General features: G+C 40.7%; 20 protein-coding genes. 3 read left to right on the top strand and 17 right to left on the bottom strand.

Going from position 1 to position 26,923, the window contains the following annotated elements:
• Window positions 1-8 precede the first annotated feature (8 nt).
• The 11 genes from ACTHJT_RS01945 to ACTHJT_RS01995 form a co-directional block, all read right to left on the bottom strand.
• Complete coding sequence (locus ACTHJT_RS01945) at window positions 9-710, bottom strand: urease accessory protein UreF (protein WP_440235989.1); 702 nt, start codon at window positions 708-710, stop codon at window positions 9-11.
• A gap of 34 nt (window positions 711-744) precedes the next feature.
• Complete coding sequence (gene ureC, locus ACTHJT_RS01950) at window positions 745-2,457, bottom strand: urease subunit alpha (RefSeq protein WP_440235991.1); 1,713 nt, start codon at window positions 2,455-2,457, stop codon at window positions 745-747.
• 10 nt (window positions 2,458-2,467) lie between these two features.
• Window positions 2,468-3,214, bottom strand: a complete 747-nt coding sequence (ureA, locus tag ACTHJT_RS01955) for an urease subunit gamma (protein ID WP_440235993.1) — start codon at window positions 3,212-3,214, stop codon at window positions 2,468-2,470.
• Window positions 3,215-3,313: 99 nt separating this feature from the next.
• Entirely contained in the window at window positions 3,314-4,027 is a 714-nt protein-coding gene (urtE, locus tag ACTHJT_RS01960; RefSeq protein ID WP_440235994.1) for an urea ABC transporter ATP-binding subunit UrtE, read from the bottom strand.
• A 137-nt stretch (window positions 4,028-4,164) separates the two neighbouring features.
• Window positions 4,165-4,917 carry an urea ABC transporter ATP-binding protein UrtD gene (gene urtD, locus ACTHJT_RS01965; RefSeq protein ID WP_440235996.1) on the bottom strand — a complete coding sequence of 251 codons (753 nt, stop codon included), beginning with the start codon at window positions 4,915-4,917 and terminating at the stop codon, window positions 4,165-4,167.
• An 11-nt stretch (window positions 4,918-4,928) separates the two neighbouring features.
• Window positions 4,929-6,020 carry an urea ABC transporter permease subunit UrtC gene (gene urtC / locus ACTHJT_RS01970; RefSeq protein WP_440235997.1) on the bottom strand — a complete coding sequence of 364 codons (1,092 nt, stop codon included), beginning with the start codon at window positions 6,018-6,020 and terminating at the stop codon, window positions 4,929-4,931.
• A gap of 28 nt (window positions 6,021-6,048) precedes the next feature.
• Entirely contained in the window at window positions 6,049-7,680 is a 1,632-nt protein-coding gene (gene urtB / locus ACTHJT_RS01975) for an urea ABC transporter permease subunit UrtB (RefSeq protein WP_440235999.1), read from the bottom strand.
• 165 nt (window positions 7,681-7,845) lie between these two features.
• Complete coding sequence (gene urtA, locus ACTHJT_RS01980; protein ID WP_440236000.1) at window positions 7,846-9,174, bottom strand: urea ABC transporter substrate-binding protein; 1,329 nt, start codon at window positions 9,172-9,174, stop codon at window positions 7,846-7,848.
• A gap of 11 nt (window positions 9,175-9,185) precedes the next feature.
• Complete coding sequence (locus ACTHJT_RS01985; RefSeq protein WP_440236002.1) at window positions 9,186-9,776, bottom strand: hypothetical protein; 591 nt, start codon at window positions 9,774-9,776, stop codon at window positions 9,186-9,188.
• A gap of 29 nt (window positions 9,777-9,805) precedes the next feature.
• A complete protein-coding gene (locus ACTHJT_RS01990; protein ID WP_440236003.1) occupies window positions 9,806-11,170 on the bottom strand; it encodes a hypothetical protein in 1,365 nt (454 codons plus the stop codon).
• Between the two features lie 382 nt (window positions 11,171-11,552).
• A complete protein-coding gene (locus ACTHJT_RS01995; protein WP_440236005.1) occupies window positions 11,553-13,853 on the bottom strand; it encodes a transglycosylase domain-containing protein in 2,301 nt (766 codons plus the stop codon).
• Window positions 13,854-14,183: 330 nt separating this feature from the next.
• Here ACTHJT_RS01995 and ACTHJT_RS02000 point away from each other — a divergent pair, with 330 nt between their 5' ends.
• Window positions 14,184-18,827, top strand: a complete 4,644-nt coding sequence (locus tag ACTHJT_RS02000) for a gliding motility-associated C-terminal domain-containing protein (protein WP_440236007.1) — start codon at window positions 14,184-14,186, stop codon at window positions 18,825-18,827.
• Between the two features lie 71 nt (window positions 18,828-18,898).
• Here ACTHJT_RS02000 and ACTHJT_RS02005 read toward each other — a convergent pair whose 3' ends face one another.
• Genes ACTHJT_RS02005 through ACTHJT_RS02020 form a run of 4 tightly spaced genes read right to left on the bottom strand, consistent with a single transcriptional unit; the run spans window position 18,899 to window position 22,637 of the window.
• On the bottom strand, window positions 18,899-19,237 hold the full coding sequence (locus tag ACTHJT_RS02005; RefSeq protein WP_440236009.1) for an STAS/SEC14 domain-containing protein: 339 nt from the start codon (window positions 19,235-19,237) through the stop codon (window positions 18,899-18,901).
• A gap of 40 nt (window positions 19,238-19,277) precedes the next feature.
• A complete protein-coding gene (locus ACTHJT_RS02010; protein WP_440236011.1) occupies window positions 19,278-20,591 on the bottom strand; it encodes a Gfo/Idh/MocA family protein in 1,314 nt (437 codons plus the stop codon).
• Window positions 20,592-20,636: 45 nt separating this feature from the next.
• Window positions 20,637-21,794 (bottom strand): zinc-dependent alcohol dehydrogenase, encoded by a 1,158-nt coding sequence (locus tag ACTHJT_RS02015; protein WP_440236012.1) that lies wholly within the window; start codon window positions 21,792-21,794, stop codon window positions 20,637-20,639.
• Between the two features lie 57 nt (window positions 21,795-21,851).
• A complete protein-coding gene (locus ACTHJT_RS02020) occupies window positions 21,852-22,637 on the bottom strand; it encodes a mechanosensitive ion channel family protein (protein WP_440236014.1) in 786 nt (261 codons plus the stop codon).
• A gap of 216 nt (window positions 22,638-22,853) precedes the next feature.
• Here ACTHJT_RS02020 and ACTHJT_RS02025 point away from each other — a divergent pair, with 216 nt between their 5' ends.
• Window positions 22,854-23,597, top strand: a complete 744-nt coding sequence (locus ACTHJT_RS02025; RefSeq protein ID WP_440236016.1) for a DUF72 domain-containing protein — start codon at window positions 22,854-22,856, stop codon at window positions 23,595-23,597.
• A gap of 100 nt (window positions 23,598-23,697) precedes the next feature.
• On the opposite strand, the gene ACTHJT_RS02030 is transcribed toward ACTHJT_RS02025, so the two are convergent.
• Together ACTHJT_RS02030 and ACTHJT_RS02035 are read right to left on the bottom strand one after the other, a co-directional pair.
• Window positions 23,698-25,233 carry an FAD-dependent oxidoreductase gene (locus ACTHJT_RS02030; RefSeq protein ID WP_440236018.1) on the bottom strand — a complete coding sequence of 512 codons (1,536 nt, stop codon included), beginning with the start codon at window positions 25,231-25,233 and terminating at the stop codon, window positions 23,698-23,700.
• A gap of 26 nt (window positions 25,234-25,259) precedes the next feature.
• Complete coding sequence (locus ACTHJT_RS02035) at window positions 25,260-25,754, bottom strand: hypothetical protein (RefSeq protein ID WP_440236019.1); 495 nt, start codon at window positions 25,752-25,754, stop codon at window positions 25,260-25,262.
• A gap of 245 nt (window positions 25,755-25,999) precedes the next feature.
• Here ACTHJT_RS02035 and ACTHJT_RS02040 point away from each other — a divergent pair.
• Window positions 26,000-26,923 (top strand): alpha-amylase family glycosyl hydrolase (locus tag ACTHJT_RS02040; RefSeq protein ID WP_440236020.1); only part of this gene is annotated, 924 nt, incomplete at its 3' end.

Raw genomic sequence — 26,923 nt, forward strand, 5'->3', positions numbered from 1 at the left:
ATGGTGTTTTAGTTTTGGAACAATTTAGAATATACCCTATCGTGCGAGAGTTGTGCAAGCTCCAGCAGATAGGCCGATTTATAAGCATTGGAATAATGAACAGGCTCATATGTTTCAACCCTTTCTGCAAACAGATGTAATATCTGTTGCAGCTCTGTATGAGCCATAGAAGGACCGGCAGCACCTAAACGGATCAGTGCGCTGATCTGATCCCGCATAGACATATAAAAATAGAGGAACAGGGTTTGAGACAAGGTAAAATTTGTTGCCTGCATACTCAGTCCGAATACAACCGGAAATTCAAACGTTAATTGTTCTTTAGTGAATACCTCTTCGGTTTCATCAAGCAGATAACTGTTGGTAATCTGTTTGCAGATTTTCATCCAGTTTCTTCCCATGACACAGCCTGCCTTGGATAAAGGCGGATTAAGCAGCATGGATCTATATACAGCAAGTAGCTGTTTCAATTCATCTACCTGTATGGAAATAACTGATTGCTGATGCGCCGCAGCAACAAATGGAAAATCAAATGCGATCAACTGCTCTGAAAACGTGATCAGGTATTCACGTAACCCATCGCTATCAGAAATGAGATTATGTTTAACAGCTGATTCCAAACCATAGGAATACGCAAAGCCGCCTACAGGAAAAGCCGAATCAGCCATCTGCAAGAGCAGGAATAAATGTGTATTATCTTTGGATGAAATCATATGCATCAACAAATCGACATTTCACAAATAATAATCAGAACAAATTGTACAGCTGTGCCAACGGCAGCTTTTTAGCTGGCGCACACGTGATCCATTCACCGTTTACCGTTACTTTGTATGTTTCCGCATCGACTTTTATGTCCGGTAGAAAATCATTCAGTTTCATATCTTTTTTCTTTACAGAACGGCAACCGGTAACAGGTACAACTTTTTTATCCAGACCGTATTTTTTTACTGCTTCTTCCGACACAGCCGATACAAATGCCAATGATGTTGCACCTGTTGCTTTTCCCATAGCACCAAACATAGGCCTGGAGAAGAATGGCTGCGGAGTAGGTATCGATGCGTTAGGATCTCCCATTTGTGCCTGCACGATCACCCCACCTTTCAGAATCAGTTCCGGCCTGCTTCCGAAAAAATCAGGTTGCCATACCACCAGGTCTGCAAGCTTACCTACTTCCACAGAGCCGATTACATGGGCACAACCATGTGCAATAGCCGGATTGATGGTGTATTTTGCTATATATCTTTTTACACGAAAGTTATCTGCATCCACATTTTTATCTTCTTCCAGCAAGCCCCTTTGCTCTTTCATCTTATGTGCTGTCTGCCAGGTGCGGCAGATTACTTCTCCAACCCTTCCCATCGCCTGTGAATCGGACGACAGCATGGATAAAGCGCCCATATCATGCAGAATATCTTCTGCAGCAATGGTCTCCCCACGGATGCGACTTTCGGCAAAGGATACATCCTCAGGAATATTCCGGTCAAGATGGTGGCATACCATCAGCATATCCAGGTGTTCATCAATCGTATTAATGGTAAAAGGCTTTGTCGGGTTAGTAGATGACGGCAAAACATTCGGATCACCGCAAAGTACTATAATATCCGGGGCATGGCCACCGCCGGCACCTTCCGTGTGGTAGGTATGAATTGTCCTTCCTTTGAATGCCGCACGGCTTGATTCCACAAAACCGCTTTCATTTAATGTATCGGTATGAATACAAACCTGTACATCGTATTTTTCTGCAACGGCAAGACAATTATCAATCGCTGCCGGCGTTGTGCCCCAGTCCTCATGAAGCTTTAATCCAAGCGCACCGGCCTTGATCTGTTCTTCAATCTCTTCCGGATGCGACGTATTTCCTTTTCCCAAAAAACCAATATTCATTGGAAAATTATCCGTTGCCTTCAGCATCATCTCAATATGAAAGGCGCCCGGTGTACAGGTTGTAGCTTTACTCCCGGTAGAAGGTCCTGTTCCTCCCCCGATAAATGTTGTTATTCCTGAAGCCAACGCTTCGCTCATTTGTTGCGGACAGATATAGTGAATATGATTATCGATGCCTCCTGCAGTAATAATCATACCTTCACCGGCGACCACTTCCGTTACTGCACCTACAATCATATCCGGATGCACACCCGGCATGATATGCGGATTCCCTCCCTTACCTATTGCTTTTATATATCCGTTTTTAATTCCGATGTCAGCTTTATAAATGCCTGTATAATCAATGATCAGTGCATTTGTAATGAGGAGATCCAGCACTTCTGCAGAGGTAAAGCCGGAAGCCTGTCCCATGCCATCGCGCAATACTTTCCCCCCGCCGAACTTGCATTCTTCTCCGTATACAGTTAAATCATTCTCTACACGAACCATGAGATTGGTATCTCCAAGTGTTATCTTATCACCGGTTGTTACGCCAAACATATCGGCATAACTTTTTCTTGAAATTATATATCCCATAACCCTCGTGTTAAATAAATCCGTGTTGTTTCATACGTTCCGCGATCTGCAGCAGATCTGATTCTGTAACCCTTCCCTGTATCAGGTTATTGCCGCCAAATATTTTTTGTTCTCCGGCAATTTCGACAAGGTTTATAATTTTCTTTTCTCCCGGTTCAAATCGTACTGCCGTACCTGCCGGGATATTAAGACGATAACCGATTACTCCTACACGATCAAACTTCAATGCAGCATTTGTCTCTGAAAAAATATAATGCGATCCAACCTGAACAGGCCTGTCTCCGGAGTTAATCACTTCAATGGTTTTTACTTTTCTTCCCGCATTCAGCTCAATCGGATCCGGTGCATATTCTTTTGCTCCAGGTGACGGATTAATGGTATTATCAATAATCAGTTTCTCATTTGATTTTGTCAGACCTGAGCCATACAATGCATATCCGTTTGAAAGATTTTTATTACATACAGGATGATGAATCGTGACCAGTTTGGTTCCATCGGGGAAAGTGCCTTCGATCTGCACCTCATCTACCATTTGCGCAACACCTTCCATTACATCATCCACACCAAGAATCTTCATACCAAGATCCATCAATTCTGCTACGCTATAACCTTCACGGATGAACTCCAAAAGCTGCGCGGATAAAAGTGCTATCGTTTCCGGATAATTCAGCAGAATGCCTCTTGCATATCTTTTCTGTGCAAGCGCTCCGGCATTATGCAGTATAAGTTTTTCAATATCTTTCGGTGCAAGTCTCATATATTGATTTAGTTTCCTGGTACTAGTAGCTAGCTACCAGATTAATTCTTCTTCCAACTTGTATTACAATAAATATTTTTAGTGTCTAGAAACTAGCTACTAAACGGATAAATATTTTCGGATATCGTCAAGATCCAACTCTTCTTTACTTCCTTCCATCAGCATCTTCCCACGATCCATAAAATAATAATAATCGGTGATCTGTTTGGCGAAATCTATTTTCTGTTCCACAAGCAGCACTGTAATATTTTTTTCAACCGCCAGCTTTTTCAATACTTCACCTATCTCCTGTGAAATAGAAGGCTGTATCCCTTCCGTAGGCTCATCCAATAGAATCAGAGAAGGGTTACTTACCAGTACACGTGCGATAGCGAGCTGCTGTTGCTGACCACCGCTTAAATTGCCGCCAAGGCGCTTCCTGAAATCCTTTAAAATAGGAAACATTGCATAAATTTCATCTTCAGGTATTTTGGCTTTCGACTTGCTCCCCAATGCTTCCATGCCAAGCTTGATATTTTCGTACACCGTAAGTTTTGGAATAATCTCTCTGCCCTGCGGCACATAACCAATTCCCATATTGGCTTTTTTAAATGAAGGCAATGCCTGAATCTCTTCGCCCTTATATGTTATGGTACCTTTGGATACCTGTACCAGACTCATGATGGTTTTTAATAAAGTAGTTTTACCAACTCCATTACGTCCCATGATTGTTGTTACTTTTCCTTTTTCAGCTTTAAAATTCAAACCCCATAAAATCATACTCTGCCCGTAAGCAGCATGCAGGTCGTTGGATTCAAGTATAATTTCTTTCATGTTTCTTTTAGTTACCAGGTGCTAGTTGCCAGTTACTAGACTATGATGAATATATATTACAGAAGTAGTTGACAGCTTTCTAAAGACTGGCAATAGTGCTTATAGTAGGCATTCTAGTGACCAGAAACTATACACAACTATTTCTCCAGCGCTGTATTTGCCCTGCCAAGATAAGAATCAATAACACGCTCATCATTCCGAACCTGTTCAAAAGACCCTTCCATCAATAACTGGCCGCGAACTAATACTGTAACCAGATTCTGCGCAATCTGTTTCACAAAACCCATATCGTGTTCAATAACTATTACACTATGTTTCTTTGCAAGGTCTGTTAATAGCTCTCCGGTTTTATAAGTTTCTTCATCAGACATACCAGCTGCCGGTTCATCAATAAGCATCAGCTTAGGATCCTGCAGAATAACGATGGCAATTTCAAGCCACTGTTTTTGACCGTGAGATAAATTACCTGCAAGTGTTTCCAGATGTTTACCCAAGCCAACCTTTTCTGCTACCGACTCAATGCGGTCTCTGATTTCGGCATTCATTTTAAAAAACATAGAGGTCAATAATCCTTTATGCATACGAACAGAAAGCAGCATATTATCAAACACTGATAAACTCGGAAACACAGAAGGTTTTTGAAATTTTCGCCCGATTCCCATACGCGCAATGTTCACTTCTTTTTTTCCCAGGATTTCCTGTCCGTTGAAAGTAACATCTCCGCCATTAGGTTTTGTTTTCCCGCAGAGAATATCCATAAAGGTTGATTTACCTGCACCATTCGGGCCAATGATGACGCGAAGCTCATTTTGCTGCACATTGAAGTTGGAAAGATTCAGCGCTTTCACTCCTCCAAAGGATACGTGCAGATTTTTTACGTTCAGTAGCATATGTGTATGGATTAAGAATTTATTTTAGAAACAGATTTATCTGATGATAAGACGTTGATTTTATTTTCAAGCATTTCGATTAATCCCCAGAAGCCTTTTTCAAAGAAGAGTACAGTCAGTATAAATAAAATTCCTAAGATGTATAACCATGATTCAGGAAACAGACTGGTACAAACACTATATAAATAGTTCACCAGCAAAGCGCCGATGATTGCCCCCTTTAAACGGCCGCGACCACCCAAGGCAACCCACATGACCATTTCAACGGATGCTTTCACATCCATACGGCCAGGTGTGATGATCCCCGTCTGGGGCACATATAACATGCCGCCGATAGCTGCAACAACCGCAGCAATAACAAATACAGCAAGCTTATAATTTACTACATTGTAAGCGGTGTAACTAACGCGTGATTCACTGTCACGGATTGCTACCAATACTTTTCCGAATTTTGAATTTACCAGCCATCTGCAAAACAGATACAAGCCAAACATTACAACAAATGATAATATATATAATGACAGCTTTGTTGAAGGATTTGAAAGCGAAAATCCAAGCAGTGTTTTAAAGCCCGTCAATCCGTTTGTTCCGCCAAGCATTGTTTCATTGCGGAGAAAAATAAGCCACATAGCCAGCGCGAGGGCCTGTGTAATAATCGCAAGATAAACACCTTTGATACGGCTCCTGAACACAAAGTACCCAAAGATAAAAGCGAAAACACCAGGGATCAGCAAGGCAAGAATAAATGATAAACTAAAAGAATGGAAGGGTTCCCAAAAGGCAGGCAATACTTCAACCTGATTCCACACCATAAAATCCGGAATACCGGAAGGATCTTCACCACCTGCTACAAGCAGCATGTGCATGGCAATAGCATAGCCACCGAGGCAAAAGAATACTGCCTGACACATGGACAATACTCCGGAGTATCCCCAGATCAGATCAACACCCAATGCCGCAATAGCAAAACAAAAATATCTTCCCCATAAAGAAATGGTATTATTGGAAACAAAACCAAGCAGGTTACCTAACGGAAGAATCACCAGGAAGATGCCAATAAGAATGATATAAAATAAGGAATTACTATTCAGATATTTTTTCATAATCAAAGATCATAATACAGTTAATAAATTAATCTTCAGCAATACGGCCTTTGTCAGGAAATAAACCTTTAGGCCGGAACTGCAGGAATAAGATAATGATAACAAGTATAAGCACTTTACCATATACAGCTTCAAAGAATGATTCAAGGATCTTAAATATGAAACCAATACCAAAGCCTGATACGATAGTACCGGCAATATTTCCTACGCCACCGGTGACAACAACAAGGAAGGAATCTACAATGTATGTTTGTCCCATATCCGGAACAACATTTCCGATCAGTGTCATGGCACAACCTGCTGTACCTGCAAGTCCGGAGCCGAGAAAAAATGTAATTGCATCCACTTTGCTCGTTTCAATTCCAAGACAGGAACTCATGCTCCGGTTTTGTGTCACGGCACGTACTCTCAAGCCGAGGCGTGTTTTATACAATGTATAGTATGTAATCCCTATCATAAAAAGACAGAGGCTGATTATGAACAAGCGGTTATAAGGCAATACCAAATGTGAAGTAATTTCCCAACCGCCCGACAAAACGGCTGGTGTACGTACTGCTGTAAGATCTCCGAACAAGGTTCGTGCAAACTGAATCAGCACAAGACTCACACCCCAGGTGGCAAGCAGACTTTCCAGCGGACGTGAATATAAATAACGGATGATCAAACGTTCTATAATAAAACCAAAGGCTCCTGCAACCAGAAATGAAACAGGTAGAGAAATCCAGAAAAAGAGATCGCCTTTGGGCAATAAATTCTGAATAACAAATGTGGTATAAGCTCCTATCATCAGAAACTCTCCATGTGCCATGTTAATAATACCGGCTAGTCCATAGATAATAGATAAACCCAGAGCAACCATAATAAGAATACTTCCTAAACTTAATCCACTGAATAAATTCTGAATAACTCCCAATCGTTCGTGTTTCCCACGCAGATCATCAATAGCAGCTTTCGCGTATGCTTTAAGTTCCGGATCATTTTCAGAAGATTCATAAGCTTCTAAAATAGATTGTGTATTAGCCCCCCAATTTATGACAAGACTGTCAATCAATATTTTCTTTCTTTTTTTATTTGCAGATGTATTTAATTCAATACAAAAAATAGTTTCCTGAGCAATTGATTTTAAATCCGGTGAAGTTTCGCGGGCAAACGCTGCATGTAAAACTGATAATACTGCGGTATCTTTAGACGACTGAAATTGGCCATAAGCAGCCTTTCGTTTTTCAGGATCCACACTGGATATATTCAGAAAAGACCCTATTTGCCCAATCAATAGCCGCTCACTGCGACTATATTCAAGTTCTTTTAATTTTGATAAAGGGAGTGTAAGCGTTGCGCCAGAAGCATCTTTCAACGATGTATTATCCGGATATAACATATACACTTCGTAAAAATCTGTTCCATCTTCTGCTGTTGTTTTAGTACCGGTTGTTACCGGTTTATCATTTAACAGATATATCTTTTTATCATAGATAGCTGCAAGGAACGGATATACATCAGCATTGCCCGATTCAACCAATCGCTTTATTGACAATTGTTTCATGGAATCATTTCCGGCAAGAGAAGCCCGAACAAAATAGGATAAAGAATCTTTTTGCAACGAAGATCCTGAAGCCAGACTTCCGCAAAACAATAATGCTATATAAAGAAAATGTTTCATCGAACTACATGGTAAGTAATGAGAAATAAAAGTTAAAAGAGCTGGCTGCAGTTTCCTTGCACACAAACATACAGCCAGCTTAATCACCCTTTTAACATTATTATAAACTATTAATCATGAAGACATACTGGCAGCAGGCGCTACCGATTCCTGCTAATTCAGGAATTACTTAATGTTATAGGTACCGCCGTGGTTGACATGATCGCAACTCTTATTCGGTGATGTTAATTTAGACCAAGGTTCAGGAGACACCAATCCATTGCTTTTCCAGATTATATCGAATTGACCATCACTTCTGATCTCACCGATCAATACAGGCTTCTCAAGGTGATGGTTGATCGGGCTCATTTTAACCAGACCGCCTGGAGATAAAAATTCAAGACCATATAATTCCGGACGCATCTTCGCAATATCTGTTGTACCCGCCTTCTCTACAGCATTTTTCCATAGATAAACATCTGTGTATGCCCAACAGATCGGATCATCTGTAACTCGTTTATCGCCGCCAGGTAAACCTTTTTTAGCACAATATGCTTTGAAGGCTGATACAAATTTTTTATTCTCAGGCGTATCAAGAGATTGGTAATAGTTCCATGCAGCAAGGTGACCAACTAAAAATTCTGTATCCATTGAACGCAACTCATCTTCAGCTACTGAGAATGCCATAATCGGACAAATACCTGCTGTTAATCCCTGGTTTGAAAATTCTTTGTAGAAAGGCACGTTTGAATCCCCGTTCACTGTACTTAATACACAGGCTTTGCCGCCAGCAGCAAACTTTTTAATTTTAGATACAATCGTTTGATAATCCTGGTGGTGAAAAGGAGTATACTCTTCAATGATATTTTCTTTCGGCACACCTTTAGACAATAAAAACGCTTTCAGAATTTTGTTTGCTGTTCTCGGAAATACATAATCAGTACCTAAGAGATAGAATTTTTTATAACCACCGCCTTTTTCACTCATCAGATATTCGGCAGCAGGGATCAGCTGCTGATTAGGAGTAGCTCCGGAATAAATTACGTTCGCAGAACATTCTTCACCTTCATACTGCACCGGATAGAACAATAAGTTATTATGTTCTTCAAATACCGGTAGTACTGATTTACGGGAAACAGAAGTCCAGCAACCAAATACAGCTGTAACCTTTTTATCCAGAATTAGTTCTTTGGATTTTTCTGCGAATAAATCCCAATCAGATGCCGGATCTACAATCACTGCTTCTACTTTTTTACCCAACAACCCACCGGAAGCATTGATTTCATCAATAGCCATTTCAATAACATCCTTTAGGGAAACTTCAGAAATAGCCATTGTTCCGCTTAATGAATGCAGAATACCTACTTTGATTGTTTCTTCTGATTTCGTTGAGTCCGTTTTTCCGCCCTCCGTTTTTGTCTCACCGCCAGAGCAGCTTACCAGGACAAAACCGGCAGCCAGTAAAATACATACATACTTAAGCAGCTGTATGAAATTTAATCGTGATGTTTTCATAGTTGTTTCGTTTAGTTGATATAGGTATAGAATTGTTCGTATATAATTTTTATTCCATAGAGTACAGATACCAAAGCGATGATACAGGAAAAGGCAGTTAAGTACTGAGGCTTTAAAAATTTAAGCCGTGTAAAAAAAGCCGCGATGATCCCCATTCCGATAATTGTGCCAATACCGAATAAAACAAGAAACTGTGTTTGTTCATATAAAGTACTAAACTGACTTGTCAGGAGTACTGCAATCGTGCCGCTTCCGGCAAGTCCATGAATAATGCCTACATTAAAAAACACATATTTATTTTCCCGGTGCGGATGCACATGGTTCTTTGTTGCAATAGACATAAATCGTATTACACCAATAACAACCATCATAATACCCACCAGTAATTCGAGTGAAAAAGAAGTAGAAAATTCAACCGAATGTCTTATAAACAAAAGCATAAATGCCGTACACATTACAGATACAGTATGACCAAGTCCCCAGGACGCACCGCGCAAAGCTTCTTTGAAAGAGCTGTTACGTACATCAATCAGATTGCTGACTGCAATTACGTGATCGGATTCAATCGAGTGGCTTAAGCCTATGAGTATGGGTGTAAGCATATATATTTATTTATCGTTATTATTTTTTTTTAGAAAATAAAGAACTGTAATTGCAACCAGATTTGCCCGAATGATTTTTTATCAACTTCTCCGGAAGTATTCATTACACCTTTTGTAAATGATGTATAAGACAGACGTAAGTTTGTACCATAACCATTGAAGAAATAGTTTAAACCACCGCCGAACACTGATCCGGAATTTAATTTATTGAATGTACTTTTATCCATGCCTGGTGTTACCTGATTGTCTTCGGCGTTGATACTTTGATTTTCGTAACGGATGTATGGCTGAAGTTTAACATCCTTGAAATAGTACCCCAGTTCAAGTAACTGTGTCGTTTGTTTTGGAATCAACTGAGCAAAGGAGTTTGTTGCCGTTAAGCTTGTACCACCCGTCATGTAACTGAATGCAGTACTTAATGTAACTGAGCCTGGACTTCCAACAGGCATATCAATGAATAGATCCGCACCTACATTTGAATACGAACCTTGTGCGTCAAAACCGGCACCTAATGAAATCGTCTTGCCGTTACCAAGATTTGTTCCTGAATAATAATAGTTTTTATCAGCATCCAAAAAGTTGTATACCAAACGGCCAACTGTTCTGAGCGGAGAATTGTCTGTAGCGCGACGGCCTGTGAAAACGCCAATACGGTATTCAAGCTTTTCATTTAAAAAATATCCTCTTGCATTCACACCAAGATCACGGCCAAAGTTTCCTTGTAAAGGTTGGTTTGCAAACAGGTTATATGGATATTGAAAAAAAGTAAAGTCATTTGCAAGTAAAGAAGCAGCCCCCTGTAAACCGTTACGGTTATGGGATACCAACTGCATACCACCGATAAGTGTCAATGTAGTGCTGAACTTATGCTCATACTGACAATCTAAAATGATCGGTGAGACTTTAACATTTTTTGTTGTTGAGTCTATTCGTGTGCCAATGATCGTAGGAATTTCCGTTTCCATAAAAAAGCTACCCTTTTTAGAAAGTTGTCCGCCTAATAAGATCCTGGCTCTGTACAAAGAAAAACCTTTGTTCCAGTCTTCGCTTGCATTACCACCCGGACCGAACCCTGCCTGAGAATACGAACCAAACATATGTACAATAGCACCTGCAGAAATGCTTGGTTTAAATGGTGTGGTATCTGCTACAGCTTTCGTTGTTGTCTCTGTTCCCGTTTCAAAAAAGTAACCTGGTACTTCACGCAGTATGTATTTATTTTTCGGGGTCTTTTGCATAGTCTTAAAAACTTCAGAGCCGTTTTTATTCTGCGTCGTTGACTTTTTCTTAATAGGATCTTCCTTATTCGTAACCTGAGGTCCGTTTGCTAAGGATGCTGATGTCAGTAGCACCGACATCCCTACTGTTGACAAGAACTTACATGTACCAATCATTTCGTTAGTTGTTTAGTGTTAAACATAAATACTTAAGTATTTAAACAATATTATAAAACTACTTAAGTATTTAAAAATGATTTTTGAAGATTCTTGCAATAATTATATAGATTGTTTTATAGTTTATATTAGCTATACATCCAGAAATGAATTATTTACGAAAAAACAATTTGTTTTTAATATAAAAAAACTACTTAATATTTAAACTATAAGCATACAATAATCTGAATAAAAATTACGTAATTTTTATTCAGATTATTGATTTTAATGCAAAATGGGCGGGCAAATTACAGGATATTAGTGGGCATAATCCTGTAAAAAGGGCGGATAAACCAAAGGTAATAATTTAAAAAAGTACAAATGAATCTGTCATAGACTCACGTCAATTTATCCGTTTCCGTTTTTTTCTGCGTTCACGTTTTGTTTCTTCCAGACCTGTAGTATTATCTGTTTTACTTTTACGACCAAAAATTTTTTGGATGAATGTATCGTCTTTATACATTTCACACGTTACATCATTCACAAAAGGAAAAGTACCGGGAGCCAGATATCTGAACTCAGGATCCTGCCGTACACGTTTGTAAAATCCAGCCCAGATGGGCATTGCAGTTGCTGATCCTCTACCCTGTTCCATATTTATAAAATGAACCGCGGGATTATCAGCGCCCACCCAAACACCTGCCAGCAGTCCTGCAGTATATCCCATAAACCAGCCGTCTTTATGATCCTGCGTTGTTCCTGTCTTGGCAGCGATACTTCCTGTAAAGCCATAAACATCCCTTAGTTCATGGGCCGTGCCTTTATCAGTAACATTGCAAAGCATGTTTGTCATCTGGTGAGCCTGCTCAACGGTAAATACACGATAAAAAGAAGGTTTTGAATTAAAGAGCCGCTTACCATGCTCATTCACAATAGCTGTAATAAACTGTAGCTCCGTTCTTACTCCGTTATTGGCAAATGCCGTATAGGCTCCTACCAGTTCCCACAGACTCACATCTGCTGTACCAAGCGCGATAGAGGGCTTCGCAGGTAATTCACTTTCTATACCCAGGGAACGGGCAAGGGAAATTACATTCTGTATGCCAGCCTTCATACAGATCTGTACACTGATTGTATTAACAGAATTGGCAAGGGCTCCCGCCATTGAATACCTTCCGTTTTCCCGTTCACTTGAATTATCCGGCGTCCAGTCATCGTATTGCGAATATGTAATTTCCTGATTGGGTATGAACTCACAGGGATCCATACCTGCCCGTAATGCCTGGGCATACACAATCGGTTTAAATACTGATCCTGCCTGCCTTTTGGCACGCACATGTTCATATTGTACCTGTTTGTAATTTGCACCGCCCACCCATGCCAACACTGCGCCGCTATGCGGATTCACAACCAGCATGCCGGTCTGTAATGAACCTATTACAGCCTTGACAGAATCTTCCGTGGAAAGGTATTGTTGTTTTTCTCCCCATAATGTATGCATGGTTATGCTATCCTTTTGCTGCAACGCTTTTCTGATTTCCCGTTCGGAAAGACCTTGCTCTTCCAATGCCTGATAACGGGGTGTTTGCTTCAGTGCCCGCTCAAGCAGTTCATTTTGTTTTCTAAAAAATCCGGAGGCCTGCAACTCCTTCTGCAATTTAGGCTGAATACGTTTTAAATGATCGACTGCTGCGCTTTCGGCATACCGCTGCAGATCTGACTGAATGGTTGTATAAATCTTCAATCCGTCTGTAAGCAGATTATAAGCGGAGCCGTCAGCTTTTTTATATTGACCTAGTAACTGTTCAACGTATGTTCTCAGATAATCGCGAAAGTACGGAGCCAGTCCTTCGGTATATTCCATCCGGTTATAATTCAGTATTAACGGCTGCGCTGAAGCTGTCTTTGCTTCCGCTGCAGTGAGATACTTATACTTTTCCATCTGCTCAAATACCACATTACGACGCTTCAGCGCATTATCCGGCCGTGTACGTGGATTGTAATAGGTCGGAGACTTCAGCATACCGGCCAACACTGCCGCCTGTTCGAGCTTTAATTTATCTGGATTTACCTGGAAAAAACGCTGAGCCGCTGTCTTGATTCCATAAGTATCTTCACCAAAAGAAACTGTATTGACGTACATCATCAGAATCTCTTCTTTGGAATACAATTTCTCCAATTGATTTGCGATGATAGCTTCTCGAATCTTATTGACAGGCATTGACAGAACACCATAACTTTTGCGGCCAAATAAATTTTTAACCAGCTGCTGGGTGATGGTACTGCCTCCGCCAGCCTGCTGTCTCAATAGAATAGACTTGAATAATACACGCAGCAGACTTCTTGTATCAACACCTGTATGCTTATAGAAACGGGCATCCTCGGTAGCAATGATTGCATCGAAAAGATGTTTTGAAACATCCCGGTATTTAGTATCAGAACGATTCTCAACGAAATATCTGCCCAGCAGAACACTATCTGCCGAATACACTTCTGAAGCCTGATAGCTCTTGATGGCAAGCAATTCTGAATCTGAGGGCATTTTACCAAACATTCCTCCGGATACGGCAAAAAATAAGAATACCGGAAATAACAGAACCAGTAGACAAAAGGAAATACACGTCACTATTCCCACAAAGATTTTTTTACGCAGCGTGAGCGAAGCATACCAGGTAAAAGGCCGCACAAAAATTACCTTCAACATCTTTAACAACCACTTAAAAACCTGATTCATAAAATACTAGAGCAAATACATAGCATAATTAAATTCAAACAATATATAATATAGTATTTTTTATCAGGATAAAGAAGATACAAATCCCTATTAACAGTGTTTCTTATCCTGAAAACTCCGGTAATGCACCGTTTTCCATATGATTGGGAAATTTCCCGAAATGTTTCTTGCTCAATCATTTTTCCCCACATAAATGTTACTTTTAGGTGTTTAAACAGTATATATAATATAAACAGGTCTATCAGAATTGTGCCCTAACCCCGGTAATATTCTGAATCCATATCTCTTCTGTATCTGAACATGCGATTTATAATTAGTATTGTGCTTTTCTTTGGCGGACTCTGCAGCGTAATGGCCCAGGAACTTATACAGAACGGCGGAGCTGAAATAACCACCCTTTGGATTGGCTGGGTACAGGCTGATCCTGCAGAGAACTGGCAATGGAGATCTGCAGCCAACCGACCGCCGCATAGCGGTAGTTATCATTTTTATCCCGGTGATAATACCAGCGTTTCAGGCAATAACATTACAGAGCTTTATCAGAACATTCCTCTTAATGCCTATAGCGCCGAAATAGATGCGGGTACTTCAAGCTATACCTTTTCGGGCTGGCGCAGAGGATACAAAAACGTTTCACCATTCAGTAATGACCTGGATCAGTCCCGCATTGTTGTGGAATACCGCGATGCGGCGGATAATGTTCTGGATTTTTATGATACAGGGAGTGCGGTATTCACATCCTGGACAAATAATACCGACACACGGGTTGCGCCTGTGGGCACGCGTTCCGTGCGTATACGCCTTATCAGCAAACGCATCACTCCAAGTGATAATGATGGTTATTACGATGACATTTCTTTTATCCATAATGTTCCAAGCTGCACGCCACCTGCCAGCATAACACTAACACCAGGTGTGGCAACTGCCTATTGCCTCGGAAGTGCATTAACAATTTCTGCCGCTGTGGCTCCGGCAAATGCGAACTATTACTACACATGGTTTAAAAATGGTGTTGCACAAACAACAGCAAGTACTACATATGCTCCGTTTACCAGGGGCGCAACGGCATTAACAGATGCCGGCACTTATACTTTACGTGTAGAAGATGGGAATGCGGGCAATGCCAGTTGTTACCTCGAGGCGAGTGTAACTATTACCGTTACTGCTCCGCCGGTTGCCGGCACAATCAGTACAGACCAGGAAATCTGCCTGGGCTCAGCGGCAACTGCATTTACAGGCACTCCAAGTACCGGAGGTGTTGCAGTGAAAAATTACAAATGGCAACGTTCTGCAACATCAGCCACCGGCCCGTGGACAACAGTACTGGCCTATAGTACAACTGCCACAGGTTTTAGTCCGGGTGTTGTAAATGCGACAACCTATTATAGACGTATTGATTCATCTGGAGCCTGTCTGGCTGTACCAACCAACTTGTTAAAGATCCGGGTAAACAATAAAGCTCTTTTCTCACCAATCACTTCAGCTGTCCGGGATACCTTGTGCACTGGAGAGAACTTCCAGCTTACAGGTCATGTAAACACTGCCACACAACCATCTTTAAATGGCGGTTATTATTATTCCTGGAGAAAAGTACAAGGTGCTACAAGTACCATTATTGCTGCACCGTCCGCTACACTAAGTCCATATCCCGCTACTGTAAGATCTGCTGTGCCAGCAGATTCAGGAACCTATTATCTTATTGTACAGGACGGAGCCGGAGCAAACTTGTGTAAGGATTCTGTAAAAATCAATATTCATATCAATCAAAATCCCACTGTAAAAGGGCTTATCCAGAGTCATCAGGAAATCTGCCTGAATACAGCAGCCTCGGTATTGACAGAAGCAAGTCCGGGAACAGGCTCCTCAGGCGGACCTTTATCATATCAGTGGTATCGTACCAAGGACACAACAGGTATCCCGGTATTAACCAAAATAGCCGGAGCTCAGGCAAGCAGCTACAACCCAGGCATACCTGTTACCAGCAACTATTTTGTTCGGAAAGACTCCATTAAATATTGCGCGGCTGTTGCTACAAACTTTTTGCAGGTGCGTGTAAACAATACTCCTGTCCTGGACAGCATACGCGCAACTGTGAATGATACCCTATGCGAAAATCTGGGTGACCAGTTTCAACTGAAAGGTTATATTGACAGCATTACAGCAGGTAAAGCATCCGTAAACGGCGGCTATTATTTCACCTGGAAAAAACTGCAACAGCCCGCTACAGTAGCGACGGTTGTAGGCACACCGGGCAAGTATGCTGATTATCCTGTGACCAGCCGGACAGTTACAGAAGCAGACTCAGGCACCTATTACCTGATTGTGCAGGATGGCGTCAATGCAAAAAAATGCCTGGATTCAATTTCATTAAAAATCGTTGTACTCAAAACCTGCGTGGCCATCTCGTGCGTCAAACCAACTTCTGTCTCCATCAAAGTTGCAGCTACAAGCAATACACAATTATGCGCGGGCAAAACACTGGTACTGCAAAAAGATGTGATCACCTTTCCTGCAACGCCACCCGTATTTGGTTATACTTATTCCTGGATACGCACCAATACACTAGGCACAGTAGTTGTTCAGGCACCTTCTCTTACCTACCAGGATCTTACTGTTACAAATGTTACAGCAACAGACAGCGGCAGATACCAACTGGTTGTAAGAGATGGAGCAAACACGCCTGCGATCTGTGCAGAAACTTCCCCGCCGATTTCGATTGCTGTACTCGATGCTGTTACACCTGCACACGTCGGAAATGATACGATTATTTGTCCGGGTACACCAGTACATCCATTTATTGAACTAACAGCCAATACCGGAGGAACAGGAACCTATACCTATCAATGGCAATCGTCTTTAAACAACATCGCATTTACATCTATCGCCGGCGCAACGAATGCCGGCTATCAGTCGCCGGCCATTTCTGCTACTACATACTTCAGACGTTTGGATCAATCAGGTGATTGCGCAGCTGTATATTCAGATACCATACAGGTAACAATATCTTCCGGCATTTTTCCGGGAACAATCAGCAGCAGTAATCCTACCATTTGTTCAGGCATAACACCAACACTGCCAATCCTTAGTTCTGCACCCGCTTCAGGTGGTAGCGGAGGAAGCAGTTCAACAACCTACCAATGGCAACGATCCCCGGATAAACTTACCTGGTCAGACATTGCCGGCGCAACTGCCCTAGACTATACAGAAACACTTGCATTAACTGATACCATGTATTACAGACGCAGAGCCGGCATGGGTCCTGGTAGCTGTGATACAGCCTATACATTACCGGTAGCGATCAATGTATATGCGCCACTATCAGTAGGGAGTATTGGTAATGATCAATCTGTATGTGCCGGCACCAGTGTATCGCTGATAGAACTGACAGCGGCAAGCGGCGGCGGCGCAGCTAATACGCAAACGTATCAGTGGTATTCATCTATTGACAAAGGAGCTACCTGGCAAAACGCAGCCGGAAGTTCTACTTCGAAAAATTACACCAGCGGTATTCTAAGCGACACGATCTGGTATAAACGCCTTGTAATGGCCGGCTGCGACCGGGATACCACAAATACTATAAAAATCAATGTTGATACATTGAGCCATCCACATGTTTCTTTAAGTAATGGGGTTACATGCCAGTCAACAAATCTTTTTTTAACTGCAACAACAAGTAACGCCGGTAATACACCAGCGTACATCTGGCAAAAAGCAAGTTTGGCAAGCGGGCCATGGACAACCATAGCAGGTGCCACTACAGCGAACTATCTGATCAACAATCCACAGCCGGCGGATAGCGGAACGGTATATAAAGTTATCGTTACATCTTCTGATGCATGCAATGCCGGTCCGGCTGATGGAACAGTTGTATTGGAGGTACACAAAAACACGCAGCCAAAGGTGAACGTTACATCCAGCGTAACAGGTCCTGTATGTGATATCATTCCGTCGGTAACCTATACAGCTGTTCCAGTACAGGGACAAGGCAGTGCGCCAACCTATCAATGGTATGACGGAGCTACTAATACAGCAATCGCTGGTGCTACCAACATTACCTATACCCCTGCCGGCGCCCCGACGAATGGCAGCAGCGTATATGTAATCATGACTTCTTCACTTTTGTGTGCAGCTTCGCCGACAGCAACATCTGTTACATATGTGTTGCATTTACTGCCAACACCGAACCCAACACTGGTTGCTCTTGATACTACTATATGCACACCAGGCAAGGCTCTTTTAAAGGCCACTCATACACAAGCTTCAGGAACTACATTCAGCTGGTACAAAAACGGAGTATTAATCCCGGGCGCTACCGGTACAACCTATGAAGTAAAATCACAGGATATTCCGGGTGGCGTATATACATTCAAAGAAGCAAATGCAGGTTGCGAAGCTTCTGCCATGGATGTCGCCAAAGTGACCATCATTACTACTCCACAGGTTTCTGCAGGAAGTAATATGCAGGCTCACAAAAATGGTGTAGTGACTTTGCAGGGTTCTGTTTCCAATGCAGGCAGCTTTATATGGAAGCCAGCAGGTGGATTAAGCAATCCGAACATTTTAAATCCGGATGCAACAATTACGAATACGGTTGTTTATACATTGTATGCAACAGACCCTACCGGCACATGCAGTGCCGAAAGTAATGTTACGATTACGATCGGTAGTCCGATTACCATACCAAACGTAATCACTCCGAATGGTGATGGTGTGAACGACACCTGGAACATTGAACACATTGAAGAATTTCCGGATGCTACATTTGTGATTTATAATCGCTGGGGTAATATCGTATGGAAAGCAACAGGCAATTCATTTCAATGGAACGGTACGAATTACAGAAGCGGAGAGGTTCTTCCTGAAGGAACCTATTTCTATATCCTTGATTTGCATAGCCGCGCCTTTGATGAGCCATACACCGGCTATATCCAGATTGTAAAATAATTTTAGCAATAGAGATAAATAAAAAGAGGTTTGATTTAATTAATCAAACCTCTTTTTATTTTCTGATAATATCACTGGCCTGAAACCCAATCAATCGCCAGCTGTTGGTCTTTATGTTCAAAGGCTTTAAACTCTCCGGGCATTAGTGCACTAAAGATATCTGTAAATGTTTTCACACCTTTTATATCTGTCACAATCGCTGCACGATTCCATTTGGTTAACTTTTTAATACCCATGAGTGCATCTTTGAACCATGCGCCTAATGTAAAATTATCCAATGATGTATCTGTATTTGACACCAGTTCCTTTACTTTTGGTATCACAGTCTCATCAAAATCTTTCTCTGTGACTTCATTGGTAGCTTTAAAGCCAATCATATTGGAAGGCAGGTTTTTAATTTCTGTTATCATAGCTGTATGGTTTTATAATTAAATCGGAAATTTATTAAGATTATTTCTCCGGGGTTGATCCTCTGAATAAATCCTTTCCTTCGTATTTTTTCAACTGGACAGGCCTGTTTTCACGGGCCGACAAATAAAGAGCCTCAATGATCTTCATATCCTGCAATCCCTCTTCACCGGGTGTAAAAGGTTTTTTATCTGTGCGCACACAATCTGACATATGATCAATCTCCAATGCAAATTGATTCTTAGCTGTACGCTTCGGTGTTTCATATATCTCTGATTCATCCTGCGCAAAGGAACGATGCATCTGCAAACCGCCGTATGCAAAAGCCGGATCCATGCCAAAGAACGCACGTTCTGCATACACTCTGTAATTGCGCGACTGATGATGGCTATAACTGGTACCGCACATAGCTCTGAGTCCGCCTGGAAACGTAAGCTGAAAGTTTACAACATCTTCCACCTCCTTGAAACGCGGATCAGCAGTATCGGTAGTAATCTGTGCGTATACTTCCACCGGCTCTTCCCCGATAAGAAAACGGATGGTATTCAAACAATAAATTCCGACATCAGGCAAACTCCCGCCGCCGGCAAGTTTTTTATTTAAGCGCCATTGCGACGGATCACCTATATTTTGACCATTAACGGCAACAATGCTTTTTACTTTACCATATGTTTCTTCCCGTACCATTTTTTTGATCTCGGTATTATTCGGTTCGTATTGAATTCTGTAAGCAATCATCAACTTACGTTTCGCGTCTTCACAAGCCTTGATCATCTGTTCACATTCTGCAACAGTATTAGCCATGGGCTTCTCGCACAATACATGTTTGCCGGCTTTGGCACTACGGATCGTAAATTCCGCGTGCATACAGTTTGGCAAAATGATATACACAACATCAACGTCCGGATTATTTTTAATGGAATCAAAATTCTGATAATCATAGATGCTTTTCTCAGAAACACCGTATTGTTTCGCTACAGTTAACGCCTTATCTCTGTTACCACTCACAAGAGCGGTAATTTTTGATTTTTCACATGCACCGAACGATGGCAATACTTGTTCAAGTGCCAGGTGTCCTAACCCGACAATTGCATAACCGATTCTTTTTTCCATAGGTTCGGGATTTGGTAATGGTCCTTTCTTTTGTTCTGTCTGTGCCTCCAGCGGCGGTAAGGAGATTTTATCAACTGGACCTGCAGCTGAAGTATTCTGCGGATTAAGTAACTCAGAAGCATTTGTTTCATAGCCCGCCATACTGGCTATTAATGCGGCCGACAACAGTGTTTGTGTGGAACGAAAAAGAAAATGCCGGCGTTCGACGGGTAGTTCCAGTGTATCTAAAATTGAATGTAACATAGCTGATTTGTTTAGAATGTAAAAACAAAAAACATTACAGATGTATTATGGTTTTAGAATAACCTTTACACAATCCTCCTGTTTATTTTTAAAGATATCATAAGCATATGCAGCATCAGATAATGGTAAAACATGTGTAACGATATCATTTAAGATTACTTTTTCATTTTGTACCAACGAGAACAAATGATCGATATATTTTTGAACCGGTGCTTGACCCAGTCTTACAGTAAGGCCTTTATCAAACATGGTGTGTAACGGAAAATTATCATAAGGTGAGCCGTAAACACCAACAACTGTAACAGTTCCTCCTCTTCTGACTGCCTTGAAACAGGTTTCCAGTACTTTGTCTGTTCCTTTTTCAAAATGGACAACAGCTTTTACTTTATCGAAAAATGTACGTTCAGCTTCTACACCTACAGCATCTACACAGACATCAGCTCCCCGGCCATTAGTCATATCACGAATCGCCTGCACTACGTCAACTTCATGGGGATTCAGGGTCTCTACATTATTAACCTGTTTTGCTTTTATTAACCGATAGTGAAGCGGATCAATCGCAATAACCCTTCCTGCGCCTTTAAGCCAGGCTGCTTTCTGTGCCATTAGCCCTACCGGGCCTGAACCGAAAATAGCGACAGTCTCTCCGCCTTTTAATTCAGCCCAGTCTATAGCAGACCAGCCTGTCGGAAAAATATCTGTAAGGAACAATACCTGTTCATCACTTAACGAATCCGGCACTACCCTTGGTGAATAGTCTGCATAGGGAACGCGTACATACTGCGCCTGTCCGCCCGAATAACCTCCGTATAAATCTGTATATCCAAACAAGGCTCCGCCCTTACCTTTCAGGACACCTCCTTCAGGTCCATAATGATCGGGGTTGCTGTGTTCGCAATGCGGTTGCATATCATGGTTACAGAAATAACAATTCCCGCAGGCGATCGGAAAAGGCACTACAATACGGTCTCCTGCCTTAAGGTGTGTAACTGCGTTACCTACTTCTTCTACAACGCCCATAAATTCATGACCCATGATCAGAGGTTTAGTCTGGGGGAAAAAACCATCATAAATATGAAGATCTGATCCGCAAATAGCCGTAGACGTAATTTTCAGAATAATGTCATCATTCTTCTCAATCTTAGGATCATCAACGTTATCAACGGTTATATGTCCGGGTCGGTGAAATACTGCTGCTTTCATAATAGTAAAAGTATAAGTGGTTGAAAGATAAATTTAATTATAGCTGTGTTTGGTTAATTATTTCATTGCTGCCTCTTTAAGCTTATCCAGAATACGTTGCTGAACGGCATTTTTTACTTCATAATAAGATAGAGCCTCTACCCATAGCTCTGTAATGATTACATAACCATCAATATCCAATGATGCCACACCGATTTTGGGCTTCGGGTCAGGTAGAATATCCTGCGATTCCTGAACGGAATTAGTGATTACCTCCCGGACTTTATTCGCATCAGATGTATAAGGAAATTTCATCTGCAGGTCAAGCCTGCGTTTCCCTTGCTGGCTCATGTTTACAATAATCTCGTTTGAAAGTTTACTGTTTGGAATAATCACCGTTTTATTATCGAATGTAGTAATCACAGTAAAAAATATCTGAATGGATTCTACGATACCATCCTGTCCTTGCGCAACAATATTATCTCCTTTCTTAAAGGGTTTTAATAGCAGGATCAGTACACCACCGGCAAAATTCTGCAACGTACCAGACAATGCCAGACCAACAGCTACACCAAGAGAAGCGATACCGGCGGCAAAAAGTGTCATCTTAATACCAAGTATTTGCATTGCAAATAAAATCAGCAGAATCTTCAGAGTAATGATAACAAGGCTTTGAATAAATGGCGCTAAAGAAGAATTTACATTTCGTCTTTTCAATGAATTACTCAGCCACCTCTTAATGGTTTTAATGAGCCAGAATCCAATCAATAAAAAAACAACTGCAATAATAACACGTGGCCCATTTGCAATTACCCAATCAACACCCTTTTGATATAGTTCTTCAGGTTGAATATAAGTTTTCATAAGTAGTCATTTTTCTTTTAAAATAAAATTTACAAAAACACTTTTAATAAGAACAGTGTAAGTGGAAAACATGTAACAAATAGATTTTATCATGACATCATCTGGAGTAGTTCTATTAAAAACTACAATACAAATTCTTATTTATATAAGCAGATCCTGACAGCTTTCAATTAATTTAAGTGAAACCACAACAAGAATTAAAATGTATTAATGCTCATGTCAATAAAATCTGCAATCTATATCGGCACTTCAGGCTGGCATTACAAACATTGGAAAGGAACATTCTATCCGGAGGATATAAAAGAAAAAGACCAGCTGGCTCAATACATACAAACGTTCCATACAGTTGAATTAAACAACTCCTTTTACCATCTCCCTCTACGCAACACATTTAAACAATGGAAAAAATCCGTTCCGGAAAATTTCATATTCGCTGTAAAAGGAAGCCGTTATATAACTCACATGAAAAAGCTTAAGGAAAGCAGCGAAGCCATACATGCATTTCTTCATAATGCTTCAGGCTTAAAAGAAAAACTCGGTCCCATTCTTTTTCAATTACCACCCGGATGGAAAATTAACACACAAAGACTGGAAGATTTTCTAAAACAACTTCCGGAACATTTCCGTTTTGCCTTTGAATTCCGGAATACAAGCTGGTACACAGAAGAAGTATACACCCTGCTTCGAAAATATAATTGTGCATTTTGTATTTACGAGCTCGATAGACATACATCACCTATGGAAGTAACAACAGACTTTGTATATGTTCGCCTGCATGGACCTGCAGGAAAATACCAGGGCAGCTACAGCAAAAGACAATTAAACAGTTGGGCAAAAAAATGTATAAACTGGCAACAGAATCACAAAAATGTTTTTATCTATTTTGATAATGACCAGGAAGGTTATGCAGCTTTTAACGCGCAAACGCTCCAACAGCTGTTGGATAAAAAAACACATTGACCATTCATAATTTCAATGGCAATAATGGAAATAACTAAAAAAAAACAGAGGAAATAAATATTCATAATTTATTTCCTCTGTTTTTTTCTTCACAAATGGATTATACCTTCTGTTTTATTTCTTCCTGTTCAGATAATTCAACACGATTGAGACCTTTAATAGCGGGTGCCGTAAGCACCTCCCCGGTATGTGAAAAACGCGAACCATGGCATGGACAATCCCATGACTTCTCTGACTGGTTCCATTCTACAGAACATCCCATGTGCGGACAATCAGGATGAATAGCAAATAATTGCCCGCTAGTATTTTTATATACTGCTATATTACAGCCTTCGTACCTACCAATCTTTCCTTCATCATGCGCAAGCTCAGACATCCCTTCAATCTCTTCAATTGAAATCTTTTGACCTATTAATGTACTGATTACATCAATACTTTCTTTTACAGCGCGTGTAAATCCTGCAACCGGTTTAAAACGTGAGGGAGAAAACAATGCCGCATAAGGGCTGTTTCCTTTGCAGATCAAATCAGACAAAATACAAGATGCTACTGTTCCGAAGATCATTCCATTACCGCCAAAACCCGTGGCAACCCAAACATTTTCAGGATTGCCGGGCAAGTGACCAATATACGGCAGCCCATCAACAGATTCATAATATTGAGAAGACCACCTATAAGCAACTTCATTTATATCATAATACTTCCGTAAATAGCTCTCTAATTTTGTAAAACAGTATTCTGTATTTTCTTTATGGCCGGTCTTATGGTCTTCGCCGCCAAAAATCAGATATCTCATACCATTTACTTCCTGCGTTCTGTAATAATGATACGGTTCATCCAGATCATATACCAATGCATCCGGGTAATTTTCATCATTTAATGTAACCGCCATTGCGTAGCTACGGTAAGGAGCGCAGCGTGTATGTAAAATATTGATACCTGGTGGTATATGCGTGGCATAAATAACATGTGCAGTTTTAATCTTTCCTTTGGTAGTATGAACAATCGTTTCATTATTTTCATGCGTAACTTCCGTAGCCCTGCAATTCTGGACTACACAACCTCCCATTCTATCAAAGGCTCCTGCAATTCCATATAGATATTTAGTACTGTGCATTTGTGCCTGATCTGTTGCTTTAGCCGCTTTTCTGAATGAAAGAGGCACGGGAATATCATTACTTTCTTTCATATGCAAACCAGCTTCATTGGAGGCTTCAATAATTTTATCCAACTCTTTTTCCTGCTTTTCATCCTGTGCAAAAAGATATGCTGTCTTACGATCGAAACCGCAGTCAATTTCATACCCAAGAATATTCTTTTCTATTAACGCCAGGGCTTTATGAGTCACTTCATATACTTGTGCAGCTGCTTCAGCATTAAAGTTTTTCCTGATCTGATAATACGATGTATCCAACAAAGTATTTAAATGCGAAGTGGTACCGCCTGTAGTACCGAAACCAATATTCTGAGCTTCCAGTACTACACATCTTTTTCCTTCACGTTGTAATTTAAGGTCAGTACTTAAACCTGTTATGCCACCTCCTACTATTACAATATCTGCTTCGGCAGGAAGATTCTTTGATATATAGTCTGGCATATCCTGCCATAAGCTGATGCTATATCCGTCACGATTCATATTTTTATTTCTTTTATCTTTTAATATTATTTTTTATAAACTTCTCCAACATTATTTTCTTGCCATACTTTTTCCAGATACGATGAGTCTTCTGAAGTACATGGCTGTACGCTCATGATCATATACCCATTATCAATCCCTTCTTCAAATTCTTTCGCCTCTACATCCGGAATCCCAATCAAGCTACTGATAACGCCAGTGGAAAATCCGCCACGGCCTGCACCGGAAAGGCCCGCAGACAGAGGACCTGTAACAACAATGTTCCGGCCAGGTATGACTACACCTTCCTTTAAAATGTCTGTAATTCTAGTAGCAGTATTAACTGCTGCCCATAAACCTTTAATCTTCTTTTCTCCTGCATTAACATCAGTAAAATATTTTTCCCGGGTTTCTGTCAACATTATAATACTGATGGAGTTTTTCCCATATCCTTTTTGAAACAATGCATTATATGCATTCTCTATGCTTTCACGGCTTTTAAATAAACCCGTATATATGAGTTGTTTTTGTTTCGTTTCCATAATTCATTCTTTTGATGACGGTTAAATTTATATCATTTTTCACTTCATATCTTACAATGTACATTCTAATACTTACAACATTACCATTCATTATAATTTCAAAACATACATCCTCTAAACATATTATAAATAAAGAAGCACAGAATATCAAATTATTTTTATCGTGTAACAGATCTGCTAAAACATGTAATTATTTTTTATTTGCAACAGATATTTTGCATTACAATTAATTTAAAATTTATATTATGAATATTACAATCTATCCGGGAAACCCTCTACCATTAGGAGCTACCTGGGATGGCAAAGGAGTAAACTTCGCGCTTTATGCTGAAAATGCTACTGCTGTTGAATTATGCCTGTTCAATGCTCTGGAAGATGACGTTGAAACTTTAAAAATAAAACTATTTGAACGCACACATCAGATCTGGCATATATATTTGCCGGATACAAAACCAGGTCAGCTCTATGGCTACAGAGTCTATGGCCCATATGAACCGGAAAACGGATACCGGTTTAACTCTAACAAATTATTGCTTGATCCATATGCAAAAGCAATCAGTGGAACGTTTATCTGGAATGATGCCTTATTTGGTTATGAGCTGGGAAATGAACAACAGGATTTAAGTTTCAGTCACACAGACAGCGCGCCATTCACACCTAAATCAGTTGTTATAGATCCGCAATTTGACTGGCAAGGGGTCGGAAAACCTCAGATCCCATATCATGAGTCTGTTATTTATGAAGCACATGTAAAAGGATTTACAAAACTGCATCCCGAAATTCCTGAAAATATCCGCGGCACTTATGCAGCCCTTGCACACCCGGCAACAATCAACTATTTAAAAGAGCTCGGCATTACAGCGCTTGAGCTAATGCCTGTGCATCATTTCATAGATGACAAATATCTGACAGATAAAGGCCTGGTAAATTATTGGGGATATAACACCATCGGATTCTTCGCTCCTGACTCCCGTTACTGCAGCAGCGGTATACAAGGTGAACAGGTTGTTGAATTTAAAACAATGGTGCGTGAATTGCACAAAGCCGGCATTGAAGTAATTCTGGATGTTGTATACAACCACACTGCAGAAGGCAATCAACTGGGACCGACACTTTCATTCAGGGGTATAGATAATGCCTCTTATTACCGATTGAGTGATGAGAACAAA

Origin of the sequence: Cytophaga sp., from assembly GCF_051961495.1 — a bacterium.
Taxonomy (GTDB): domain Bacteria; phylum Bacteroidota; class Bacteroidia; order Cytophagales; family Cytophagaceae; genus Cytophaga.

What these genes read in the sequence shown, in the direction of transcription:
- ACTHJT_RS01945 (WP_440235989.1), bottom strand. Translation starts at nt 710, where the DNA reads ATGATTTCATCCAAAGATAATACACATTTATTCCTGCTCTTGCAGATG.
- ACTHJT_RS02000 (WP_440236007.1), top strand. Translation starts at nt 14,184, where the DNA reads ATGCGATTTATAATTAGTATTGTGCTTTTCTTTGGCGGACTCTGCAGC.
- ACTHJT_RS01995 (WP_440236005.1), bottom strand. Translation starts at nt 13,853, where the DNA reads ATGTTGAAGGTAATTTTTGTGCGGCCTTTTACCTGGTATGCTTCGCTC.
- ACTHJT_RS02020 (WP_440236014.1), bottom strand. Translation starts at nt 22,637, where the DNA reads ATGAAAACTTATATTCAACCTGAAGAACTATATCAAAAGGGTGTTGAT.
- urtE (WP_440235994.1), bottom strand. Translation starts at nt 4,027, where the DNA reads ATGAAAGAAATTATACTTGAATCCAACGACCTGCATGCTGCTTACGGG.
- ACTHJT_RS02015 (WP_440236012.1), bottom strand. Translation starts at nt 21,794, where the DNA reads ATGAAAGCAGCAGTATTTCACCGACCCGGACATATAACCGTTGATAAC.
- ACTHJT_RS02030 (WP_440236018.1), bottom strand. Translation starts at nt 25,233, where the DNA reads ATGAATCGTGACGGATATAGCATCAGCTTATGGCAGGATATGCCAGAC.
- ACTHJT_RS02010 (WP_440236011.1), bottom strand. Translation starts at nt 20,591, where the DNA reads ATGTTACATTCAATTTTAGATACACTGGAACTACCCGTCGAACGCCGG.
- ureC (WP_440235991.1), bottom strand. Translation starts at nt 2,457, where the DNA reads ATGGGATATATAATTTCAAGAAAAAGTTATGCCGATATGTTTGGCGTA.
- urtC (WP_440235997.1), bottom strand. Translation starts at nt 6,020, where the DNA reads ATGAAAAAATATCTGAATAGTAATTCCTTATTTTATATCATTCTTATT.
- ureA (WP_440235993.1), bottom strand. Translation starts at nt 3,214, where the DNA reads ATGAGACTTGCACCGAAAGATATTGAAAAACTTATACTGCATAATGCC.
- ACTHJT_RS01985 (WP_440236002.1), bottom strand. Translation starts at nt 9,776, where the DNA reads ATGCTTACACCCATACTCATAGGCTTAAGCCACTCGATTGAATCCGAT.
- urtD (WP_440235996.1), bottom strand. Translation starts at nt 4,917, where the DNA reads ATGCTACTGAACGTAAAAAATCTGCACGTATCCTTTGGAGGAGTGAAA.
- urtB (WP_440235999.1), bottom strand. Translation starts at nt 7,680, where the DNA reads ATGAAACATTTTCTTTATATAGCATTATTGTTTTGCGGAAGTCTGGCT.
- ACTHJT_RS01990 (WP_440236003.1), bottom strand. Translation starts at nt 11,170, where the DNA reads ATGATTGGTACATGTAAGTTCTTGTCAACAGTAGGGATGTCGGTGCTA.
- ACTHJT_RS02025 (WP_440236016.1), top strand. Translation starts at nt 22,854, where the DNA reads ATGTCAATAAAATCTGCAATCTATATCGGCACTTCAGGCTGGCATTAC.
- urtA (WP_440236000.1), bottom strand. Translation starts at nt 9,174, where the DNA reads ATGAAAACATCACGATTAAATTTCATACAGCTGCTTAAGTATGTATGT.
- ACTHJT_RS02035 (WP_440236019.1), bottom strand. Translation starts at nt 25,754, where the DNA reads ATGGAAACGAAACAAAAACAACTCATATATACGGGTTTATTTAAAAGC.
- ACTHJT_RS02005 (WP_440236009.1), bottom strand. Translation starts at nt 19,237, where the DNA reads ATGATAACAGAAATTAAAAACCTGCCTTCCAATATGATTGGCTTTAAA.